Source organism: Lactococcus sp. EKM203L (assembly GCF_011800585.1).
GTDB lineage: Bacteria > Bacillota > Bacilli > Lactobacillales > Streptococcaceae > Lactococcus > Lactococcus lactis.
In genome coordinates, this window is record NZ_JAALEQ010000007.1 from 50,482 (window position 1) to 70,770 (window position 20,289).

17 protein-coding genes are annotated in these 20,289 nt (G+C 36.0%); 2 read left to right on the top strand and 15 right to left on the bottom strand.

All coding sequences use genetic code 11. From position 1 onward, the window contains the following. Positions 1-32 precede the first annotated feature (32 nt). Entirely contained in the window at positions 33-1,544 is a 1,512-nt protein-coding gene (gene zwf, locus HFD15_RS11105) for a glucose-6-phosphate dehydrogenase (RefSeq protein ID WP_167593626.1), read from the top strand. A gap of 192 nt (positions 1,545-1,736) precedes the next feature. Here zwf and HFD15_RS11110 read toward each other — a convergent pair whose 3' ends face one another. The 9 genes from HFD15_RS11110 to mreC all read right to left on the bottom strand — a co-directional run bounded on the left by HFD15_RS11110 (position 1,737) and on the right by mreC (position 11,348). After that, positions 1,737-2,264, bottom strand: a complete 528-nt coding sequence (locus HFD15_RS11110; protein WP_003132009.1) for a YqeG family HAD IIIA-type phosphatase — start codon at positions 2,262-2,264, stop codon at positions 1,737-1,739. A gap of 138 nt (positions 2,265-2,402) precedes the next feature. Beyond that, positions 2,403-3,542, bottom strand: coding sequence for a molecular chaperone DnaJ (gene dnaJ, locus HFD15_RS11115; protein ID WP_010906396.1), 1,140 nt, complete (start codon positions 3,540-3,542; stop codon positions 2,403-2,405). A 113-nt stretch (positions 3,543-3,655) separates the two neighbouring features. Further along, positions 3,656-4,399, bottom strand: coding sequence for a C39 family peptidase (locus HFD15_RS11120; protein ID WP_017865247.1), 744 nt, complete (start codon positions 4,397-4,399; stop codon positions 3,656-3,658). Next, on the bottom strand, positions 4,389-5,111 hold the full coding sequence (locus HFD15_RS11125; RefSeq protein WP_003132012.1) for an aspartate/glutamate racemase family protein: 723 nt from the start codon (positions 5,109-5,111) through the stop codon (positions 4,389-4,391). Before HFD15_RS11125 ends, HFD15_RS11120 begins: the two co-directional genes overlap by 11 nt. Positions 5,112-5,142: 31 nt before the next feature. Then, positions 5,143-6,369, bottom strand: a complete 1,227-nt coding sequence (locus HFD15_RS11130) for a carboxylate--amine ligase (RefSeq protein WP_010906398.1) — start codon at positions 6,367-6,369, stop codon at positions 5,143-5,145. Between the two features lie 11 nt (positions 6,370-6,380). After that, complete coding sequence (gene asnB / locus HFD15_RS11135) at positions 6,381-8,258, bottom strand: asparagine synthase (glutamine-hydrolyzing) (protein WP_058208531.1); 1,878 nt, start codon at positions 8,256-8,258, stop codon at positions 6,381-6,383. A gap of 120 nt (positions 8,259-8,378) precedes the next feature. Beyond that, the gene (locus HFD15_RS11140; RefSeq protein WP_167593625.1) at positions 8,379-9,752 is read right to left on the bottom strand and encodes a CHAP domain-containing protein; all 1,374 of its coding nucleotides are present in this window, start codon (positions 9,750-9,752) and stop codon (positions 8,379-8,381) included. 103 nt (positions 9,753-9,855) lie between these two features. Continuing rightward, on the bottom strand, positions 9,856-10,383 hold the full coding sequence (mreD, locus tag HFD15_RS11145; RefSeq protein ID WP_014570856.1) for a rod shape-determining protein MreD: 528 nt from the start codon (positions 10,381-10,383) through the stop codon (positions 9,856-9,858). 89 nt (positions 10,384-10,472) lie between these two features. After that, the gene (gene mreC, locus HFD15_RS11150) at positions 10,473-11,348 is read right to left on the bottom strand and encodes a rod shape-determining protein MreC (protein ID WP_003132018.1); all 876 of its coding nucleotides are present in this window, start codon (positions 11,346-11,348) and stop codon (positions 10,473-10,475) included. 292 nt (positions 11,349-11,640) lie between these two features. Between mreC and HFD15_RS11155 the strand changes: the two genes are divergently transcribed. Further along, positions 11,641-12,081 carry an NUDIX hydrolase gene (locus HFD15_RS11155; RefSeq protein ID WP_012898710.1) on the top strand — a complete coding sequence of 147 codons (441 nt, stop codon included), beginning with the start codon at positions 11,641-11,643 and terminating at the stop codon, positions 12,079-12,081. Positions 12,082-12,109: 28 nt separating this feature from the next. On the opposite strand, the gene rpiA is transcribed toward HFD15_RS11155, so the two are convergent. The 6 genes from rpiA to HFD15_RS11185 form a co-directional block, all read right to left on the bottom strand. Continuing rightward, the gene (gene rpiA, locus HFD15_RS11160) at positions 12,110-12,784 is read right to left on the bottom strand and encodes a ribose-5-phosphate isomerase RpiA (RefSeq protein ID WP_003132023.1); all 675 of its coding nucleotides are present in this window, start codon (positions 12,782-12,784) and stop codon (positions 12,110-12,112) included. 83 nt (positions 12,785-12,867) lie between these two features. Then, positions 12,868-13,554: a Crp/Fnr family transcriptional regulator gene (locus HFD15_RS11165; protein ID WP_012898712.1), complete on the bottom strand. Its 687-nt coding sequence runs from the start codon at positions 13,552-13,554 to the stop codon at positions 12,868-12,870. Between the two features lie 82 nt (positions 13,555-13,636). Further along, entirely contained in the window at positions 13,637-14,857 is a 1,221-nt protein-coding gene (locus tag HFD15_RS11170) for an MFS transporter (protein ID WP_010906404.1), read from the bottom strand. Positions 14,858-14,919: 62 nt separating this feature from the next. Next, entirely contained in the window at positions 14,920-15,357 is a 438-nt protein-coding gene (locus HFD15_RS11175; RefSeq protein WP_003132028.1) for a universal stress protein, read from the bottom strand. A 19-nt stretch (positions 15,358-15,376) separates the two neighbouring features. Next, complete coding sequence (locus HFD15_RS11180; RefSeq protein ID WP_003132029.1) at positions 15,377-15,580, bottom strand: hypothetical protein; 204 nt, start codon at positions 15,578-15,580, stop codon at positions 15,377-15,379. A gap of 246 nt (positions 15,581-15,826) precedes the next feature. Then, positions 15,827-20,128 (bottom strand): 2-hydroxyacyl-CoA dehydratase, encoded by a 4,302-nt coding sequence (locus HFD15_RS11185; protein ID WP_167593651.1) that lies wholly within the window; start codon positions 20,126-20,128, stop codon positions 15,827-15,829. Between the last annotated feature and the right edge of the window lie 161 nt (positions 20,129-20,289).

A 20,289-nucleotide genomic window follows, 5' to 3' on the forward strand; every position in this document is an offset into this window, starting at 1 on the left:
ATTAATTATTGTTTTTTAAAAAAGGAAAAAATATGACCGAACAAAAACAAGCACTTTTCACCATCTTCGGAGCAACTGGTGACCTCGCTAAAAGAAAGCTCTACCCTTCACTCTTTCGCCTCTTCAAAAAAGGTGAACTAGCTGACAATTTTGCAGTCATCGGTACCGCTCGCCGTCCATGGACAAACGAGTATTATCGTGAAGTTGTTTTAGAGTCTATCAAAGATTTAATGAACTCAAAAACGGAAGCCGAAAATTTCGCCAGCCATTTTTATTATCAAAGTCACGATGTTAGCGACAGCTCACATTACGTTAACTTAAAAGATTTGGGTGAAAAATTGCGTAAACAGTATAAAACTGCGGGCAATCAAGTCTTCTTTTTAGCAATGGCTCCTCAATTTTTTGGCACTATCGCTGAACACCTTAAATCAGAAAATATTTTGACAGGTGAGGGTTTTGAGAGAATCGTCATTGAAAAACCATTTGGAACAAGCTACGATACGGCAAAATCACTTAATGACAGCCTCGCAAAAGTATTTAGTGAAGAACAAATTTTCCGAATCGACCACTACCTTGGAAAAGAAATGATCCAGGCCGTTTCTGCCGTTCGTTTTGCCAATCCAATCTTTGAATCGCTTTGGAATAATCAACACATTGATAACGTTCAGATTACTTTTGCCGAATTTATCGGTGTTGAAGACCGTGGCGGTTACTACGAAACTTCTGGTGCTTTAAAAGATATGATTCAAAACCATGTCTTACAAGTACTCAGCCTCATTGCCATGGAAAAACCTGAAAAATTTGATGAATCTTATATTGTAAAAGAAAAAGTTAAAGCCCTTAATGCAATCCGTCAATATTCTTCTGAGGAAGCTTTAGAAAACTTCGTTCGTGGTCAATATATCGCAGGACGTTTTGACGGTGAAGATTACCTAGGCTATCGCGAAGAAGATTCTGTTGCAACAGACAGTCGAACTGAAACTTTCGCTGCTGGAAAATTTGTCATTGATAATGAGCGTTGGTCAGGCGTCCCTTTCTATGTTCGCTCAGGAAAACGTATGACTGAAAAAGGAACTCGTATTAATATCGTTTTCAAAAAAGATAAAGACAATCTCTTTGCAGAAAATTGCGATGACCAATCCGTTCAAAATGTTTTGACCATTTATATTCAACCAACTGAAGGGTTTTCACTTTCAGTAAATGGAAAAGCGGCTGGTCAAGGCTTCCATTTAGAGCCTTTGCGCTTAAATTTCCGACACGATAGTGAATTTCTTGGAAATTCTCCTGAAGCATATGAAAAACTTTTCCTAGATGTCCTTAATGGAGATGGAACAAATTTCTCACATTGGGAAGAAGCGGCTCGCGCCTGGGAACTTATTGATGTTATTCGAGAAGCTTGGGATAAAGAAACTTCTGAGCTTCCAACTTATACGGCTCGCACAATGGGACCTAAGGCTGCATTTGACTTACTAGAAAAAAATGGTCACGAATGGGCTTGGCAACCTGATTTATGGTATCAAGAACGTGGTTACTACAATAAATAAAGAAAAAAACCTGTCTTAACGATAGGTTTTTTATCTTTTCCACAAACTTTTACACAGTTTTCCACATATTTGTGGAAAGACTTCACAATTCTGTGGAAAACTTTCTGTTTTTATCCGTAAAATAAGATAAAAAAAGGATTTTACTTGTGAATTTATTTTTCCACAGGTAAAATTCTTTTTTGAAATCTATTTTTATAAACTTGTTTTCCACACAGGCTCACCATCTCGAGCAATCAATTTTTTCCAAACGCGTCGTTCACGCCAACGATTCACTTGTGTACTCCAAGAGTCTGATGCAACTAAAGGTTTGACTAAAATACTTCTGACGCCGGCACGATGAGCAGCTCTAATATCCGTCATCAATTGATCACCAACCATAATCACATTTTCAGGACGCTCATCAAGCAATCTCAAGGCTTTTTTTATCCCCCAAGCAAAAGGTTTCATTGCCCGCCAAATATATTGAACACCAAACTTTTCCACAGCACGAGCAACTCTTGCTTGTTTATTATTTGATACAACCACCACTTTTAAACCATTTTCTCGCATATCCAAAAGCCAAGCCAAAAGCTCTGGAGTTCCGTCAGGATTATCCCAGGCAATTAAAGTATTGTCCAAATCCACCATTACGGCACGAACATTCAAGGCTTGCAGACGTTTAGGGTCTAGTTGATAGACAGCTTCCACTAAATAATCAGGCTTATAATTATCAATTTTCATGCCCCTATTATATCAAAAACTTACAGAAATTCCTGTTTTCTTCCCTAAAAATACTGACAAACTCGTCAACAAAAAAATAGAGAACAAAATTACTGACAGAACAAAAAAAGCCGCCAAAAGCGACTTTTACTTTTATTTTTATTTAAACTTATCAAAGAAACCTTTTTTACCTGAACCAGAGACTTCAACACCACTTGCTTTAGCAAAAGCTTGGAGCGCTTCTTTTTGAGCTTGATTCAAATTCTTAGGAGTGACAATATTGATAATAACATATTGGTCACCATTACCAGAACCACGAAGTTTTGGCGCACCTTTACCTTTTAGACGGAAATTAGCCCCTGTTTGTGTTCCAGCAGGAATTTTCAACTTCACATTTCCATGAACAGTCGGAACTTCAATTTCATCACCTAAAGCAGCTTGAACAAAGTCCATTGGCATCTTGTAGTAAATTTCTGCACCATCACGCTCAAATTTGTCTGAAGCTTCCACTTGGAAAACAACATACAAATCACCATAAGGTCCACCATTTACACCAGCATCACCTTGTCCTTGCAAACGCATTTTTTGTCCAGTTTCAACACCAGCAGGTACAGTAACCTTAACAGTATGTGCCACTTTTTCATGACCTGAACCATGACAAGTTTCACATTTCTCTTTGATTTCTTTACCTGTTCCGTTACAAACATCACATGTTACTTGTGTTTGCATCCGTCCAAGTGGTGTATCACGAACAACATTAATTTGTCCACGACCACCACATTTATGACAAGTTTCTGGATGTGTGCCAGCTTTCGCTCCAGAACCTCCACAAGTGTGACAGAGTTCTTCACGATTATATTTGACTTGTTTTTCCACGCCAAAAATAGCTTCTTCAAATTTTAAGTTTATCCGATACTGTAAGTCATCTCCTTGACGGGGTGCATTAGGGTTAACTTGTGCACCACCTCCTCCAAAGAAACTTGAGAATATATCTTCAAAACCACCAAAGCCACCTGAGCCACCGCCGAAACCAGAGAAACCAGAAGCTCCGCCGAAGCCACCGCCACCAAAGCCGCCATTGGCTCCAGCTTCACCATATTGGTCATAAGCAGCACGCTTTTGTTCATCCGAAAGCGTTTCGTATGCTTCTTGAACTTCTTTATATTTTTCTTCAGCACCCTCTTCTTTATTTAAATCGGGATGATATTTTTTGGACATTTTACGATAAGCTTTTTTTATTTCATCTTGACTGGCATTTTTATCGACACCTAGTCGTTCATAATATTCAGTATTATTCATTTCTAAATTACTCACTTCCTTTACTAAATCAATTTTTCAATAGCACTATTTTACCACGTTTTTTCATTTTTGGCAAAAAAATTAGCACTCTTTTTATAAGAGTGCTAATTACACTATAAAAATTCTATCGCAAATTGATTTGTTCCACTATAAACCGAATCAACTGTAGATTCAGCCAACCAATATTTTCCTTTTATTGGATCAGTAACATGAAACTCATTTTTCTTTTCGTTATACCCATCTAAAATAACAGCATGCGTATTAGCTACAACCTTATAACCGTAATAATCATCGTAAGTGATATTAGGTTCATCAAAATCAATCGTCACCCACATTTCAACTAAATGTTCTGATAAAACAGCATCTTTAATCTCGCTAATACTTTTTCCAGATAAGTCAGCAACTTGGATATTATTTTCTTGAGCAAAACTCATCAAAGCTGTGGGCCAAATCGTTGGAAAACCACCATCCGGGATGTCTTCATCAGACGTCCAAGGATTCCCAGCATAACCACTTCCTGGATCACCTCCCCAACCCACATACGGCAAAGATTCAATCCAATCAGTGACCGTCCTACCCTGAGTTTTATCCAAATAGACCAATGCATTGTAAAAAGAAACAATTTCACATCCCTGGTAGGCTCCGATTGTCATTTGATTAACATCACCAGTTTTCATCAAAACATAATCGTACTTACCCTTACGATCAGTTTGGACAAAAGTTTTTGATGCAGATGTTAATTTTTTATCTTCTTGATTCTTAGGATTTACAATTAAAGTAAAAATAAGTAGACAGGCCACAAGAACAAATAAAATTACGATTCTTTTTTTAAAAAGTTTTTTCTTTTTAATAGTCATCTAATAAATCTTTTTTTCCCATCATAGATATTGTTCGATGTACAGTTTCAGCTTGTGCATCTATTATATTGTACTCTTTTGTCAAATCATAGGCTTCATATAAGACTGACAATTCTGTACAACCTAAAATGGTTACTTCACAATTCATTTCTGACGCGACATCAGACAAAATTTCCTTATAAAGCTCAAAATTAAGATTTCTATTTTCCTTAACTTCTTGATAAATCAAGCGATTTACCTTTTCTTGCAATTGATCATCTGGAATTACCGCTTCATATCCTTGTTCTTCCAAGGCCTTACGATAAACTCCTGTCAAAATTGTTCCTTCAGTCGCTAGCACGGCCACCCTCTTAGCTTTTGGAAAGTGATGGCTAATACTATCAACGGCAATGCGTGGCATATGTAGAATCGGAATTTCTGTTGCTTTTTGCATCTCATCAAAATAATAATGAGCCGTGTTACAAGGAACAACGAAAAATTTTGGTGAAAGTTGACTGTGAATCTTAATATCATCAATCAATTTTTCTTCTGGATTTTCCAATGAAGGATTCTTGATATAATCTGTTCGGTCAGGAATTGTCGCATGATTAACTACGATATAATTCAAATAATCTTGGTCACGATAAGCCTCTGTTCGTTCATTCAGCGTATGAATAAAACTTTCAGTCGCAAGAGTACCCATTCCCCCCAAGATTGTAAAGAAGTTTTCCATTATATCCCCCTGTCCTTCTTATTCTTAATTTTTATTTGTGAAAGTACGTTTTAAATGCCCCAATATAGCGATGGAATGCATATTTCATCAAAAGATAACGTTTTGGTGAGTTATCCTTAGAATAAAATAGAGTTGTCCCATAGTTTCCTGAATTAATAAAACGACGAATTTCTTCTTTAAAACTAGGATTTACATATTTGAGCAATACTTTTTTAGGAACCCCTAACCAAAGTTTTGAACCTTTTCCATAAATTGTCTCAGTAAAAGGTTCATTATTAATACGGTCAGCAACTAAATAACGTGTCAAATTGTAACCATTTAAAGTAACATAAAAGGAGCTACGTCCTTGACGTAAGTTAATTTCAAAAAGTTTATAAGAGCCATCACGTGGGTCATATTTCATATCAAAATTAGCAAAGCCTGTATATTCAATTTTTTCAAGAAAATCCTGAATTTGTTGATAAACTTGTTGATTATAATCAGGCAAAATCGCCACATAATTCCCAATCGCTTTTGGACTTGGATCCTCAAGTAAGGGATGACCCAAACACATCATGCGAACTTTATGATTTTTATCTACATAAGCGTTAAGAACACGCATATTTTCATCCCCTCCAGGAATGAAATCTTGAATAATCATCTCATCAGGATAACCAGCTTCATAACAACGATGAAGCATCAACTTCATTTCTTCGTTAGATGCAATCGTGAACGCTTTTTTCTGTCCTTCAAAGTGCACATCTAAATAAGAAATAGAATTCCCTGGTTTTAAAATCATTGGATAAGGGAAAGTTAACTCATCTACTAAAGTATCTATTTCTGATTTTGGATTAACTAATACCGTTTTTGGATAAGGTAAATTATATTGTTCACAGATATTGTAAAAATCAGGCTTATTTTCTAATTGACGATAAAGCGCGTAGTCAATATAAGGCACTTCAAAAAATTCCGAAAGCTCCTCACGATATTTTGAAGCAAGTAGGGCATAACCGTCCCCACAAGCTACTAAAAGATATTTCTTCTTACTGTCTTTATGTTTACTTGCAAAATCACGAAGCACCTGAATAAACGTTTCTTCATGGTCAAAATTTTCATGAGTTTGTACTTCAACAATTTTTGAATACTTTGTTGGAGCTAATCCAGAAGCACTTAAAGCCAGAGAAGTAATTCCAAATTCTTCATGAAATGAACGAGCCATTCCATAGACATTGATATCAGAACCTAACAAGATAGGTTGAAATTCATTTGTTTGTGACACAAAAACCTCCCTTAAAAATTAACCACAGCAGGTTTTTCACCATTATTGATGAAGTAAACATCATACCAAGTCAAGAATGAATAAATTGTCCAGAGTTTACGACGTGCATCATTTTTGTCTGCAAAGTTATCATCCAACATCTTCAAGAGTTTTTCTTGATCAAAGAATTCAGCAACAAAATCTTGTTCAAATAATTGACGAACAACTTTATAATATTTTTCTTCTCGCAACCAGTTTTTAATTGGCACTGGGAAGCCTAATTTTTTACGATTTGACCATTCTTCTGGTAAATGACGACGAGCTGCTTGGCGGAAAGCATACTTTGTATTATGTCCATTCAAAAGATATTTTGTAGGAATTTGTTCCGCTGTATGCATCAATTCAATATCAAGTAGTGGAACACGCAATTCAAGTGAGTGTGCCATTGCCATTTTATCAGCTTTAAGTAGGATATCTCCTGGCATCCATTGGTGCATATCAAGATATTGCATTTTACGAAGTTCAGAACCTTCTGGGGCCTTTTTGTAAGTTTTTCCAACAATATCTTTAACAGTTGGGGCTGCTTTAAATTCTTCTTTCAAAAGCTCTACTGATTCAGACTCATCAAATACTTTCGCTTGACCGATAAAGAAATCTTCAGCAGGCGCAAGTGATTCATAAAGATGTTTTTGACCTTTGAAATGTTTATTTTCAATACCACGAGCAATTGAGAAACGTAAAGATTTTGGTAATTTCTTCAAACCTTCTGCGAAAACACGAACCGCACGAGAATTTGTACTAAATCCATAAGACTCATAACCAGCAAAAAGCTCATCAGCACCTTCACCGCTCATTACAACACGTACATCACGTGCTGCTAATTCTGCGAGGAAAAAGAGTGGCACACAAGAAGGATTTGAGTCTGGTTCATCCAAATAATATTGAATTTGTGGGAAATACTTGAACGCTTCATCTCCATGGATTTCACGAGAAGTATTGTTCAAACCAATCATATCAGTCAATTGTTTGGCTTGTTTAGATTCATTGAAAGTTCCTTGACCAAAACCAATAGAATAAGTATGTTCCGGACGAAGCGTTGAAGCAACATAACTAGAATCGACACCACTTGATACAAAAGCTCCAACTTCTACGTCAGCAAATTTATGAGCGTCAACAGAACCCAAAACAGTCTTATCAATCAAATCAATTGATTCTTCCAAACTCATATCTTTTTCATCAACTTTCATATCCCAATAAGGTTTGATATCCAAGACCCCATCTTTGTAAGTAAAGTAATGACCTTCTTTGATACGAAAAACATTTTTAAAGAAAGTTTCATCAAGAGCAGAGTATTGGAAAGTCATGTAAGGTTTTAAAGCTTCTTTATTTAATTCTTTTTTGAAGTTTGGATGTTTCAAAAAACTTTTAATTTCTGAACCATACATGAAAGTTCCACCCATTTGAGTATAGTAAAGTGGTTTGATACCAAAATGATCCCGAGCACCAAACAATTCTTGTTTTTCTCTATCCCAAATAACAAAAGCGAACATTCCACGAAGCTTTTGAAGAAGTTCTACACCATATTCTTCATAACCATGCAAAAGAACTTCTGTATCAGCATGAGTTGTAAAATCATGACCTTTAGAAATAAGGTCCTCACGTAATTCGCGGAAGTTATAAATTTCACCATTAAAAGTAATCAATTTAGTTTTATCTTCATTGAAAATAGGTTGGTCTCCACCTTCAAGGTCAATAATACTCAAACGACGAAAGCCAATTGCGGCACCTTCATCAATAAATTCACCTGAACTACTTGGACCACGGTGAACAATAGTATTCATCATTTCTTCTAAAGTTTTTGATTTATCATTTTGATTCATCCGGTCAATAAAGCCGACAATTCCACACATTTGTATCTATCCCCTTATCATTTTTCCTTATTATTATACCACAATAATAAAAAATGATTTGACAGAAGGAAAATTATTCCCCACTATCAAATCACTATTTATATCTTTAAAATTTTTGAATTAGTTTGGCATTAAGAATGTTACACCAGCTGCACTTACGTGTGAGCGTGTATGACCCCATCCAAAGCCACTTCCACCTTCAACAACGTCAATTGTACCATCGGAATTTACCGCTGTTACAATAGCAACGTGACCATAAGGTGATCCTGCATATCCAACAAAGTCAGTTGAGAATCCAGACGCGATAACACCAGGAGCCGCACCTACTACATGGAGAACACCTTGTGCAGGGCCATTAGATGCCCATTGACCACCATTACCTGGCATGATATTTCTGATGTAGATTCCTTGTGCAGCAAAATGTTGCCATACGTAGTCAGTACATCCACCACCAGCATAAGGATTACCGATTGGTGTGCTATTAATACCTGATGAACTTGAACCACCTGTATTACCAGTATTTGTACTTCCACCACCATTTGAGCTACTTGAATTTGATGAGCTATTAGAGCTTGATGAATTGCTACTTGAATTTGATGATGTATTATTGCTACTTGAGCTGCTTGAATTTGATGATGTATTATTGCTACTTGTGTTTGAACTTGATGAACTTGATTGTGAAGCTTGACTAGATGAAACAGTTGAAGTTGCTTCTTCTACCGCTTTAGTTGTTGCTGCTGTAGAAGCTGCCTGAGCTTTAGCGGTCTCTTTTTGTTGTGCTTCATAAGCTGCTTGTTTTTTAGCTGCTTCTTGAGCTGCTTTTTCTGCGGCTGCTTTTTCATCTAATAAAGATTGTTTTTTATCTTGCGCAGTAGCAATTGTTGCTTGATAATTCAAAGTAGCAACTTTAAGTTCAGCTTGTTGTGAAGTCAACTCTTGAGCTTGAGAATCTAAACTTTGTGAAAGAGAAACGAACTGGTTATAGTTCTTTTTAACAGTTTCTGATTTTTGACTAAGTTCTTTTTGCTCTTTTTCTTGTTGTTCCAACATTTGTTTGTTGGCACTAGAAACTGTAGCAATTGCTGTTACTTTTTGAATAACATCTGTCAAAGATTTTGAATTAACAACAGCATCCATATAGTTTGTTGCTGAGCTGTTAACTTGAGCACTACGTGCTTGAGCTTCCAATGTCTTTGTACGTTCTGCGATACTTTCATTCAATGTTGCAATTTGTGCATTAAGCGCTTTTGCTTCACTTTCGATTTTAGCAATTTGAGCTTTTGTGCTTGCTTGTTTTTGTTGTAAGCTATCAACTTTTGATTGTAAGCTATCAACTTGTGCTTGGGCTTGAGCCTTTGCAGACTGCGCACTTGAAATTGTCGCATCTTGTTTAGCAATATCTGAATTTGTGTCAGCGTAGACCCCTGACAACGGTGCTGCAGCAGAGAGTACCACTGTAGACATTAAAATAGCTGAGATAATCTTTTTTTTCATAACTGTAATTTTTTAATTTTTCCTCCCATTAAGTTCGGTTGAATAAACATATTATACTATTCCTACCCGCCCAAAATATTTCTTTATGATTACAAAACACTTTCTAATTGTATCTTCCGTGACTTTTCTTTAATCTGTAAAAGATTTCTAAAGGAAATTGCAAGGCTACAGCCAAGATAATATTAAGCAAAAGTGTAGGCGCTAGCTGGTAAACAACAAAATTAATAAAGTTTAAATGTGCAAATCCAAAAGCTACCATAATGATTGCACTAAAAACTTCAAAAGCCGTCACAATAATAATTGTTGTAAATAACCGTGTCCAGCGATTAGTAAATATGGTTATCTGTATATTATATATAAAAAGAGCAATAAGTGGGAACAATAAGGTCGCAATTCCATAAATCCCTAGATAATAACTATCATATATTGCCCCCAAAACTGCCGCTAAGATGATAATATAGCTTGGTCTGTGCTGAGTGACACTGTACATCAGAAATATCAAAAATAAATGACTCACTGGTACCCACGTCCCGCTGCTAACCCCCGTTAATATATGGGTAATTTGACCGTCCAAAATCATTAGTAAAAAAAGAATAATTGGACTAAAAAATTGAAATGTAAATCGACTCACTACTTAATTCCTTATATTCTAGTTGGTTTTAACAAATTAATGCTTTATTTCCATAAGCAAAATAATAATTAATACTTATCTAGCAAAAACTACTGACCGTCAATTTTGCTTTTGACCACAAAGACGAATCTAATATCATAGAGATTTGTTTCTGGTTTGATATAAACCATTTTACCAAGGCCATCACTATCTTGCTTTTCACCGATAACCTTTCCTATAAGTAAACCACTTGGTGTTCCACCTTGACTACCAGAATTCGTTCCAAGACCACTAGTAAAAACGGAATCTCCATTTTTAAATTTCCCTTGTGAGTCGATATTTTTAACTACATAAGCCTCTTGTTGGGAATCATAGCTGCTCAAAATGCCATAAATAGGTGAGCCGTCACTTTCAATTCTTACAGGAATTTTATTATCAATTCCTTTAGAAGAACTTAAAAGTGCAACTTTTGAACTATTTTTATTCACTTGAGTTACACGACCAACAACGCCACCATTTGCCATAACAATCATACCTGTTGTCAAGCCATCCTTACTACCGCTATCAATCACTAGTGTATCATTCCATGAAGAAGGCTCACGAGTAATCACATTTGCAGCAACCGTTTGATAATCAGTTAAAGTTTCTTGGAGTTTCAAAGCTTTTTTCAACTCTTTATTTTCTGACTCAAGGCCGCTTAATTTATTATCATCATCTTTTGACTTTGCCAATTGTGTTTTTAAACTTTGGTTTTGTTGGTAGGTATCCATCAGATTCGACAATTCATTAGCCTTGTCTTGAACAAAGTGGATAGGTGCCACAAGTACTCTGTCAACAAAACTTGTCCCATCATTAATGGTTTGAGTCATTGCTGACGGATTACGGTTAGACTTAAAATTTTTGGCAGAGATAAAAATTGCTGACATCGCTGCAATAATGATAATGAGTGCAATAATAATAAGCTTACTTAAGTTAATTTTTTTCACTATTCTATGTTCCCTTCGGTAATATGTTTCAAACTCTCTAAATTAAATTTGAAAGCTCTGTGATTTCACATAGCCCTTTGCATAAGCAAAAGCAATTCTTATATCGTTTATCTCTTTGAACTAATCTTCACTTTCAATCCGATAGTCGTATAAGTTCTTCTTACTCGTACCTTATTTTATCAAATTTGACAGAATTTTGATAGAATAGTAGTAATAAATTTCTGTAAGCGGTTTTTAACTATTTTAAAATAGTTATGTTTATCATAATAATCAGTATTGGGGAGAATTTTTTATGAATCATATTCCAGTTTTCGGTGAAAAAAATGAAGAGAAAAATTATCAGGCAAGATATGGTGTCTATTCGATTGTCGCAAGAGAGAATAAAGAAATTTGTCTCGTTCAGGCACCCAATGGAGCTTATTTTCTTCCTGGGGGAGAAATTGAAGCGGGTGAAGATCAAGAAAAAGCACTTCATCGTGAACTCATGGAAGAGTTAGGAGCTACCGCTGAAATTGGAGAATTTTTAGGGCAAGCAGATGAATATTTTTATAGTTCGCATCGTGATAAATATTTTTATAATCCCGCCTATATTTATAATACTAAGAATGTCCGCTTTGATTCCAAACCTCTCGAAGATTTTAACCATATTAGCTGGTTTGACCCAGAAACAGCTATTAGTAAACTCAAACGTGGCTCTCATAAATGGGGAGTTCAAGAGTGGTTAAAGAAATAAAAAAATCGTCTGATTGACGATTTTTTATTTACTTATTTATTATTCTTACGCCTTCGTTGCCAGCAACAATCACTTTTTTAACCATATTATTAAAGAGGCCGTGTTCAACAACTCCAACCATTAAATCAAGCTCTTCAGCAAGTTTTTCTGGTTCTTTAATTTGAGAGATATGAAGGTCAATAATAAAGTGATGCATATCCGTTATCAATCTCTCGTTTTCCTCATTTAGACGCCAAGTTGGAGCATAGCCAGCCGCTTCGAATTTTTTAAAAACTTGTTGTGAGCCATAAGGAATAACTTCTACAGGAATTTTAAAGGATCCTAGATTTTCTGATAATTTACTTTCATCAACAATCCAAATATAGTCTTTTGAGTAGGTTGCAACAATTTTTTCCATTAGAAGTGCTGCTCCACCACCTTTAATACCATTTAGTGAAGAATCAATTTCATCTGCGCCATCAACTGTTAAATCAACATAATCTACTTCGTCAATAGAGGCTAAAGGAATTCCAAGAGCTCTGGCTTGGCTACTTGTTACATTGGACGTTGTTACACCCGTAATTTCCAATTGTTCTTCGGCAATTCTTCGACCCAATTCTTCGACAAAATAGGCTGCTGTTGACCCAGTTCCTAAACCAACGACCATTCCCGATTTAACAAATTCAGCAGCTTTTATGCCGACTTGTTTTTTTAAATTATCCATTTTACCTCCTTGAATACTTTGATATCATGCTGACCTAATTATAACAAAAAAGCTACCTAAAGTAGCTTTTTTATCTGTTTATATTAACTAATATATTCTTCCAAATATTGAGGATTATAAATCATGATCTTATTATCAATCACATCAATTACTTTCTCATCCTTTAAATCGTGGAGAATACGATTGACACTGTTTCTTGTAGAAATACCACAGAAGCCTGCAATATCCTCATTAGTAACTGTGAAATCAATCAAAATTCCATCTTTCTTACGAATGCCAAAATCATCAATTAAACTATGGAGACAAGCACAAACTGCTCCTTTTTTACCATTAATTGTCATTTTTTGAAGAATTTCTAAATTAAGTGCCAATCTTCTTTTATAAAAATCATCAACAACTCTAAATAAATTTAAATCTTCGCGCACCCAATCCCAAAAATCGCTCCGCGAAATTTTATAAAAATTAGCCGTTGGAGATTCCACTCTGACATTAAATAATGCTGAGATTCCATCATTTTGTTTTTCTTCCAATAAAGAAACAAAATCTGGCTGCGCAACATACGCGATATTAAATTCACGACCATCTCTTAAAATATTGCTAATCTTCGCTACACCATCTTTAAGGACATAGATATATTCTGACTCAATTCCTTGATACATAATATAGCTATGCTTTTTACGTGTTACGACACTGACTTTTTTTTGCTCTAGTGTATTGATTAGATATTCAATGTTTACGTTTGCCATTTCTTCCATCTTATTAAAACTCATCTACTCGCTAATTTGTTCATTTATTCGCCTATATAAGGCTGTAGCCATTTCATTATATCATTTTTTATGTAAATCATTAAAATCAAACTTTAGAACTTGATTTTTGATGTTTACCATGAATGAGATAGTATATAATCCAAACAATTACAACTGCGGGAGCACTGTAAAGGTACAAATTTCTGAAACCAAGCATACCATTTCCAAGCATTGGAATAATTGCTCCAAGAACAATAGGTCCTCCACCAACACCTAAATCTAAAAATCCAAAGAAGGTAGAAGTTGCAACACCGATACGATCTTTACTTGAATCACGAATAGCAATTGCTTGACCAAATGGAGCGACACCACCGTAACCAAGACCGAAGGCTCCACCAGCAATTAATAAGACAACAAAGCCAATAGCTGGGCTGAAGAAACCGGCTAAGCCAACAAGAAGCATTGCCACTGCAAAGAAAATAAATGTTGGATTGAAAATCCAGTTATCCCCTTTAGTATCGAATAAACGACCTGTGAATGGACGTGAAACAAAGATTAACACGGCATACATCGTGAAGAATAATGATCCCGCAAGTGGAATTTTAAGATCTGTTGAAAATGAACCCATTCCTGTTAAAATAGCTGAGTCAATAAATCCGGCTAAAAAGGCAATAATTGAAATAGGAAGAGCTGATTTTTCAATATATCGTTCAACACCTTTAGGTTCATGCGCCAGGGCATAGGCACGCTCTTCTGCAGAAAATTCTTTGACACGAACAAAGAAAATTAATATGAAGGTAATAACCAACAAACCAAGAGCAATTCCAAGTAAAGAACCAAAACCAAGTGAAGAGTAAATCATGATTGAAAGGGCTGGACCAACTGCAGCTGCCAAGGTAACAGATAAAGCGTAGTAGCCAATTCCTTCACCACGACGTGAAGCAGGGACAACGTGACCTGCAATTGTTCCTGAGGCTGTTGCACCAATCCCAAAACCTGCGCCTTGAATCACTCGAATCAAAAAGAGTAAGGGAATATTAGTTGTCAAATAATAACCAAAAGTTAAAACAAGAAAAATAAGTCCACCAATATAGAGCAATCGCTTCATTCCGATACGTGTGATATTAATACCTGTCCAAACCCGACCAATCAGGGCTCCAATAACAAAAACGCTTGATAAAGAAAGACTAACAACTGTTGATTGATGAAGTTGTTGAAGCGCATAAGTCCCTATTGAGGAGGTTAAGACGTAAAAAACAATATAAAATAAAAAACTAATAAGCGTGTTAATAACGAAAGTAGGAGTAAAAATACTTTCTTTTTTCATGATTTTTTCCATTTCTAAGTAAAAGAGACTCTGCTCTTTTTATGAGTGACTAAGTAAGACTATTATTTTCTAACGATGAGTGTATTGCAAGTGGCATGATTAACAATATAAGATGCAACTGAACCAACAACTACACGCTCTATATAACTAATCCCTGTTGCGCCAATTACAATCAAATCAACATTTTCTTGCTTAGGAATTTTTGTTGCCATTGCTACTTTAGGTGAACCATATTCCAAAAGTGTTCTAACATTTGTTAGTCCTTCATCCAATGCTTCCTTAGCAAATTGTTGCAATAAAAGTTTTGTTCCATTTTCATGCTGTTCTTCGGCAATTGTGTCGTAAGTATTCACGGCAAGAAATGAACGTTTTTCAATAACGTTGGCTAAGATGAGCTCAGCGTCATTGCGTTTAGCAACTCTGACTGCTTCATCAAATGCTTTAAGTGATTCTGCTGAACCATCCATACCAACTAAAATTCTTGAATATTTTTGTTCCATGCTAACTGTCCTTATCTAATTAACCGATAGCTGAGATATTTCTTACTTCAAAAGCAAATTTCCCATCTTCAGTTTTTATAAAACCGTGGTGATTTGAAACAAATTCAATTGCTTCATCCATGTTAACGAAGTCTTGAATGACACTGCGTACTTTAGTATCGCCTACATAGTTTGGTGTTGAATTTTCTTCATATGAAGAAAGTCCTTTAAATTCAAATTTCATTTCGAAATTCCTTTCTTAAATAACAATAATTTCTATTTTTGAGAAACGGGAATCTTGTTGTTCTCAAATGTTTTTAAGTTACTCAATTATTTTAAACAAAAGCGATACGAAGCGCGACCACATTTTTTGATACCAAGCATTGATATCCAGTATTGATATTAAGCATTGATACCCATCATTGATAACATTTGTTACTCTTTATATAAAAAAATACTGACAGATTTGTCAGTATTTAATCTTTATTTTTTAATAAGCTTGAGCAGTTTCCATTTCTGACTCTCTTTCTGATTCTTCGACTGAATTGGAAGTAGTGTTCATTCTCTTTTTAGCCGTGGTCATCATTAAGCGGATCCTATTCAATTGATTGACCGCAGAAACTCCTGGGTCATAATCAATGGGAGCGAGATTGGCTCCTGGGTACTGACGACGAAGTTCTTTCATCATTCCTTTACCAACGATATGGTTAGGAAGACAACCAAATGGTTGAAGACAAATGATATTGTGCACCCCTTTTTGCAAGAGTTCAATCATTTCGCCAGTGAGGAACCAACCCTCACCTGTATGATTCCCAATTGAAATCACTTCTTCAGTTGATGCTGCAATATCATAAATTGATTCAATAGAATCAAAGCGTTTTGAGGCTTTCAAGGCTTTATTCATTGGTTTTTCTAACATATTAATAATACCAATGAAAGTTTTAGCCATGAGTTTATTTTTCTTACTAAAGCCAATCTCATCTGCTTTCCAGATTTGATTGTACAAGCTATAGTTCATGAAGCCAATTAAATCAAGAACAACTGCTTCGCCGCCCTCTTCTTCAATTATTGACACAATATCATCATTTGCTGTTTTACTATATTTAACCAAAATTTCACCGACAACACCCACTCGTGGTTTTTGAATATCCAAAAGTTCAATTTGGTCAAATTCGGCAACAATTTTTTTCATGTTACGATTAAATTCAAAAATTGATCCAGATTCTACATTTTTCCGAGCTTTTTCTAACCATTTCGCATGTAATTCATTGACAGAACCTTCAGTGGCTTCATATGGTCGAGTACGATAAACGACTCTTTCAAATAAATCTCCATAAAGAACTGCAATCATAAAGCGTGTTAAAAGTGGAACTGTGAATTTAAATCCTTTTTCTGTTCCTTGATTCCCCATTGATAGGGAAACGACAGGTACTTGTGGGAAACCTGCATCAATTAGAGCTTTACGCAATAAAGGAATATAGTTTGTTGCGCGACATCCCCCACCTGTTTGAGTCATCATGACCGAAGTATTATCAAGGTCATACTCTCCTGACTGGAGAGCTTCAATGAGCTGACCTATTGTAATAATCGCTGGATAACATGAGTCATTATTAACAAATTTCAACCCATTATTGACAGAAGTATTGCTTTCTGGTAGAGAAACGACATTATATCCCGCAGCGGCAAAAGCTGTATCTAATAGCCCTTCTTGGTGAATTGGTGACAACATTGGTAAAAGAAGAGTGTGTTTTTTTGCCATTTCTTTTGTGAAAGCTGGTGTTTCTTGTACTAATTCGTGAACTTCGGTGCTTGCTTCAATATTATGACGCACGCGCTCTGAAACTGCTGCTTTCAGACTACGTAAACGGATCCGAACAGCTCCCATGTTTGATCCTTCGTCAATTTTCAAGACGGTATAAAGCTTATTGTGTCCACGCATGATTTCTTCTACTTGGTCTGTCGTTACGGCATCAAGACCACAACCAAAGGAATTAAGTTGAACAAGTTCTAGATTTTTATTTTTACAAACAACATTTGCAGCTGCATAAAGGCGGCTATGGTAAACCCATTGATTGACCACACGCAGGCCAGAAACTTCGGCTAAATGACTAATAGAATCCTCAGTCAAAACGTGGAAACCTTCTTGAGTGATGATGTCAGCAATTCCATGATTGATTTCTGGGTCCAAATGATAAGGACGTCCAGCGAGAACAATGGCTTTTTCATTATTTAAATTAATTTGCATGAGCAGCTCTTCTGCTTTAAGGCGCAAATCTTCTTTAAATTTATCCATTTCTTCAAAGCCATGTTGGACGGCAGCTTGTACTTCCGTAAGATTGACAGAAATCCCTTGGGCGGTTAAAGCCTTATGAACATTAACAGCTACTCCTTCCGGATTGGCTAGATTAATGAAAGGATGAAGATAATTAACTTGCCCTTCACGAATTTCATCGATATTATTTTTAAGAACTTCAGGGTAAGATTGCACAATCGGACAGTTGAAATGGTTTTGAGCATTTTTTTGTTCTTCTTGTTCAAAAAGGACAGATGGATAGAAGATATTTGGAACGCCTTGTTTAATCAAAGCCATAATATGTCCGTGACTCATTTTTGCCGGATAGCATACCGTATCTGAAGGAATGGTTTCAATTCCCTCTTCAAAGAGTCCTTTATCAGAGCGAGGGCTTAAAACAACACGGAATCCAAGGTCTGTCAGCATCGTGTGCCAAAGCGGATAGTTTTCATACATATTGAGTACACGTGGTATCCCAATTTCTCCTCTGGTTTGTTTTTTCTTGCTTAAGCTATGGTAACGGAAAAGTTTTTTATACTTGTAATCAACTAAGTTAACTTTTTTATCCTTTTTAGCGACTTTAACTTTTGTAGCTTTTTCGGCACCACGTTCGCAACGGTTCCCAGTTACAAACTTATTCCCATCATTGAAGACCGTTAGGGTCATTTTACAGTTATTTTCGCAAAGACCACAGACCATAAATTCTTTATGAGTTGTGAATTTTTCTAATTCATCAAGTTTTAGAATTTCTGATTCTTTATTTGCTTCTTGGTTATCTAAGGAAATCAAAGCACAACCGTAAGCTCCCATTAATCCTGCGATACTTGGACGAACCACTTCGCGCTCAGAAATTTTTTCAAAAGCACGTAGAACGGCTTCATTGTAAAATGTTCCCCCTTGAACAACGATTTTCTTACCAAGTTCTTCTGGACGTTTTACTTTTATAACTTTATAGAGAGCATTTTTAATGACACTGTATGAAAGACCTGCGGAAATATCTCCAACAGTCGCTCCTTCTTTTTGAACTTGTTTTACTTTTGAGTTCATGAAGACGGTACAACGAGAACCCAAGTTAACTGGATGCTCAGCCAAAAGTGCTTTTTGTGAAAATTCACGAACATCATGTTTTAGTGAATGGGCAAAGGTTTCAATGAATGAACCACAACCTGATGAACAAGCTTCATTAAGTTGAATACTTGATAGAGCACCATCACGAATCCGCATAGCTTTCATATCTTGTCCACCAATATCAAGAATGAAATCTACTCCTGGATTGAAATAATCAGCGGCCTTATAATGAGCCATTGTTTCAACTTCACCATAATCAACATGAAGTCCTGCTTTAATCAGGTGTTCTCCATACCCCGTTACTGTTGATTTTGCAATATAGACGTCCGCTGGAAGTTTAGCATAGACATCTTTTAAAATATTAATGACAGATTCAAGCGGTTCTCCATTGTTAGAACCATAATGGTCATAAAGAATATTTCCTTCATCATCAATAAGAACAACTTTTGTTGTGGTTGAGCCGGCATCAATTCCTAAGAAGGCAGCTCCATGATGTTCAGACAGGTTCTTATAGTTAGCTGTTGCTTTGGCATGACGCGTCCGAAATTCATCAAGTTCTGCTTGATTTTCAAAAAGTTTATCCATTGTATCTTGTGGAATTAAGCTGTCTGAATCATCATTTTCTAAACTATGAATTAAATCAGTTGCTGTTTTCTGACTTGTTTCTTCATAGAGCGCAGCTCCCATTGCCACAAAAAGTTGTGGATTTTCTGGGAAGATAATATTTTCTTCTTTTAAATCCAAGGTTTCGATGAAACGTTTGCGTAATTCACTCATAAAGAAAAGCGGACCGCCTAGAAAGGCTACATTTCCTTTGATTTTTCGTCCACTTGCTAAACCAGCAATGGTTTGATTGACAACGGCTTGAAAAATACTAGCAGCAATATCTTCACGACGCACTCCTTCATTTAACAGCGGTTGAACGTCGGTCTTGGCAAAAACGCCACAGCGTGACGCTATCGGATAGAGTTTTTCGTAGTTTTTAGCTAACTCATTGACACCATTGGCATCAACTTTCAAAAGGGCTGCCATTTGGTCAATGAAAGCACCTGTCCCACCGGCACATGTTCCGTTCATACGTAATTCTTGAGTTCCGTTATCAAAAAATGTCATCTTGGCATCTTCACCACCAAGCTCAATCATCACGTCTGTTTGGGGAATGAATTTTTCAATGGTAATTGATGAAGCGATAACTTCTTGAACAAAAGGAACATCAATGACTTCCGCAAGTCCCATTCCTCCTGAGCCGGTAATGGCTAGTTCTAGATTTAAATCTCCATATTCTTCTATAAAATCTTTGAATACTTTGATGGTTGCTGCTTTCACATCTGAAAAATGGCGCTCATAGCGTGAGAAAATGAGCTTAAAATTTTCGTCAAAAACGACGAGTTTTACTGTGGTTGATCCAACGTCAATCCCTGTTTTATAAATTTGTGTCAAGATGGTCTCCTAGTTATGTGAGAAATATCACTTGAACAAGTCCGCTAAGTTCTTAATATTTTTTTCGGCAAGTTAAATTTGAAATCTAACTTATCTTTTGGACGCAGAATTTTGATAAAAAGTAATTTAGACGGTCTGTTGCTTATCTTATT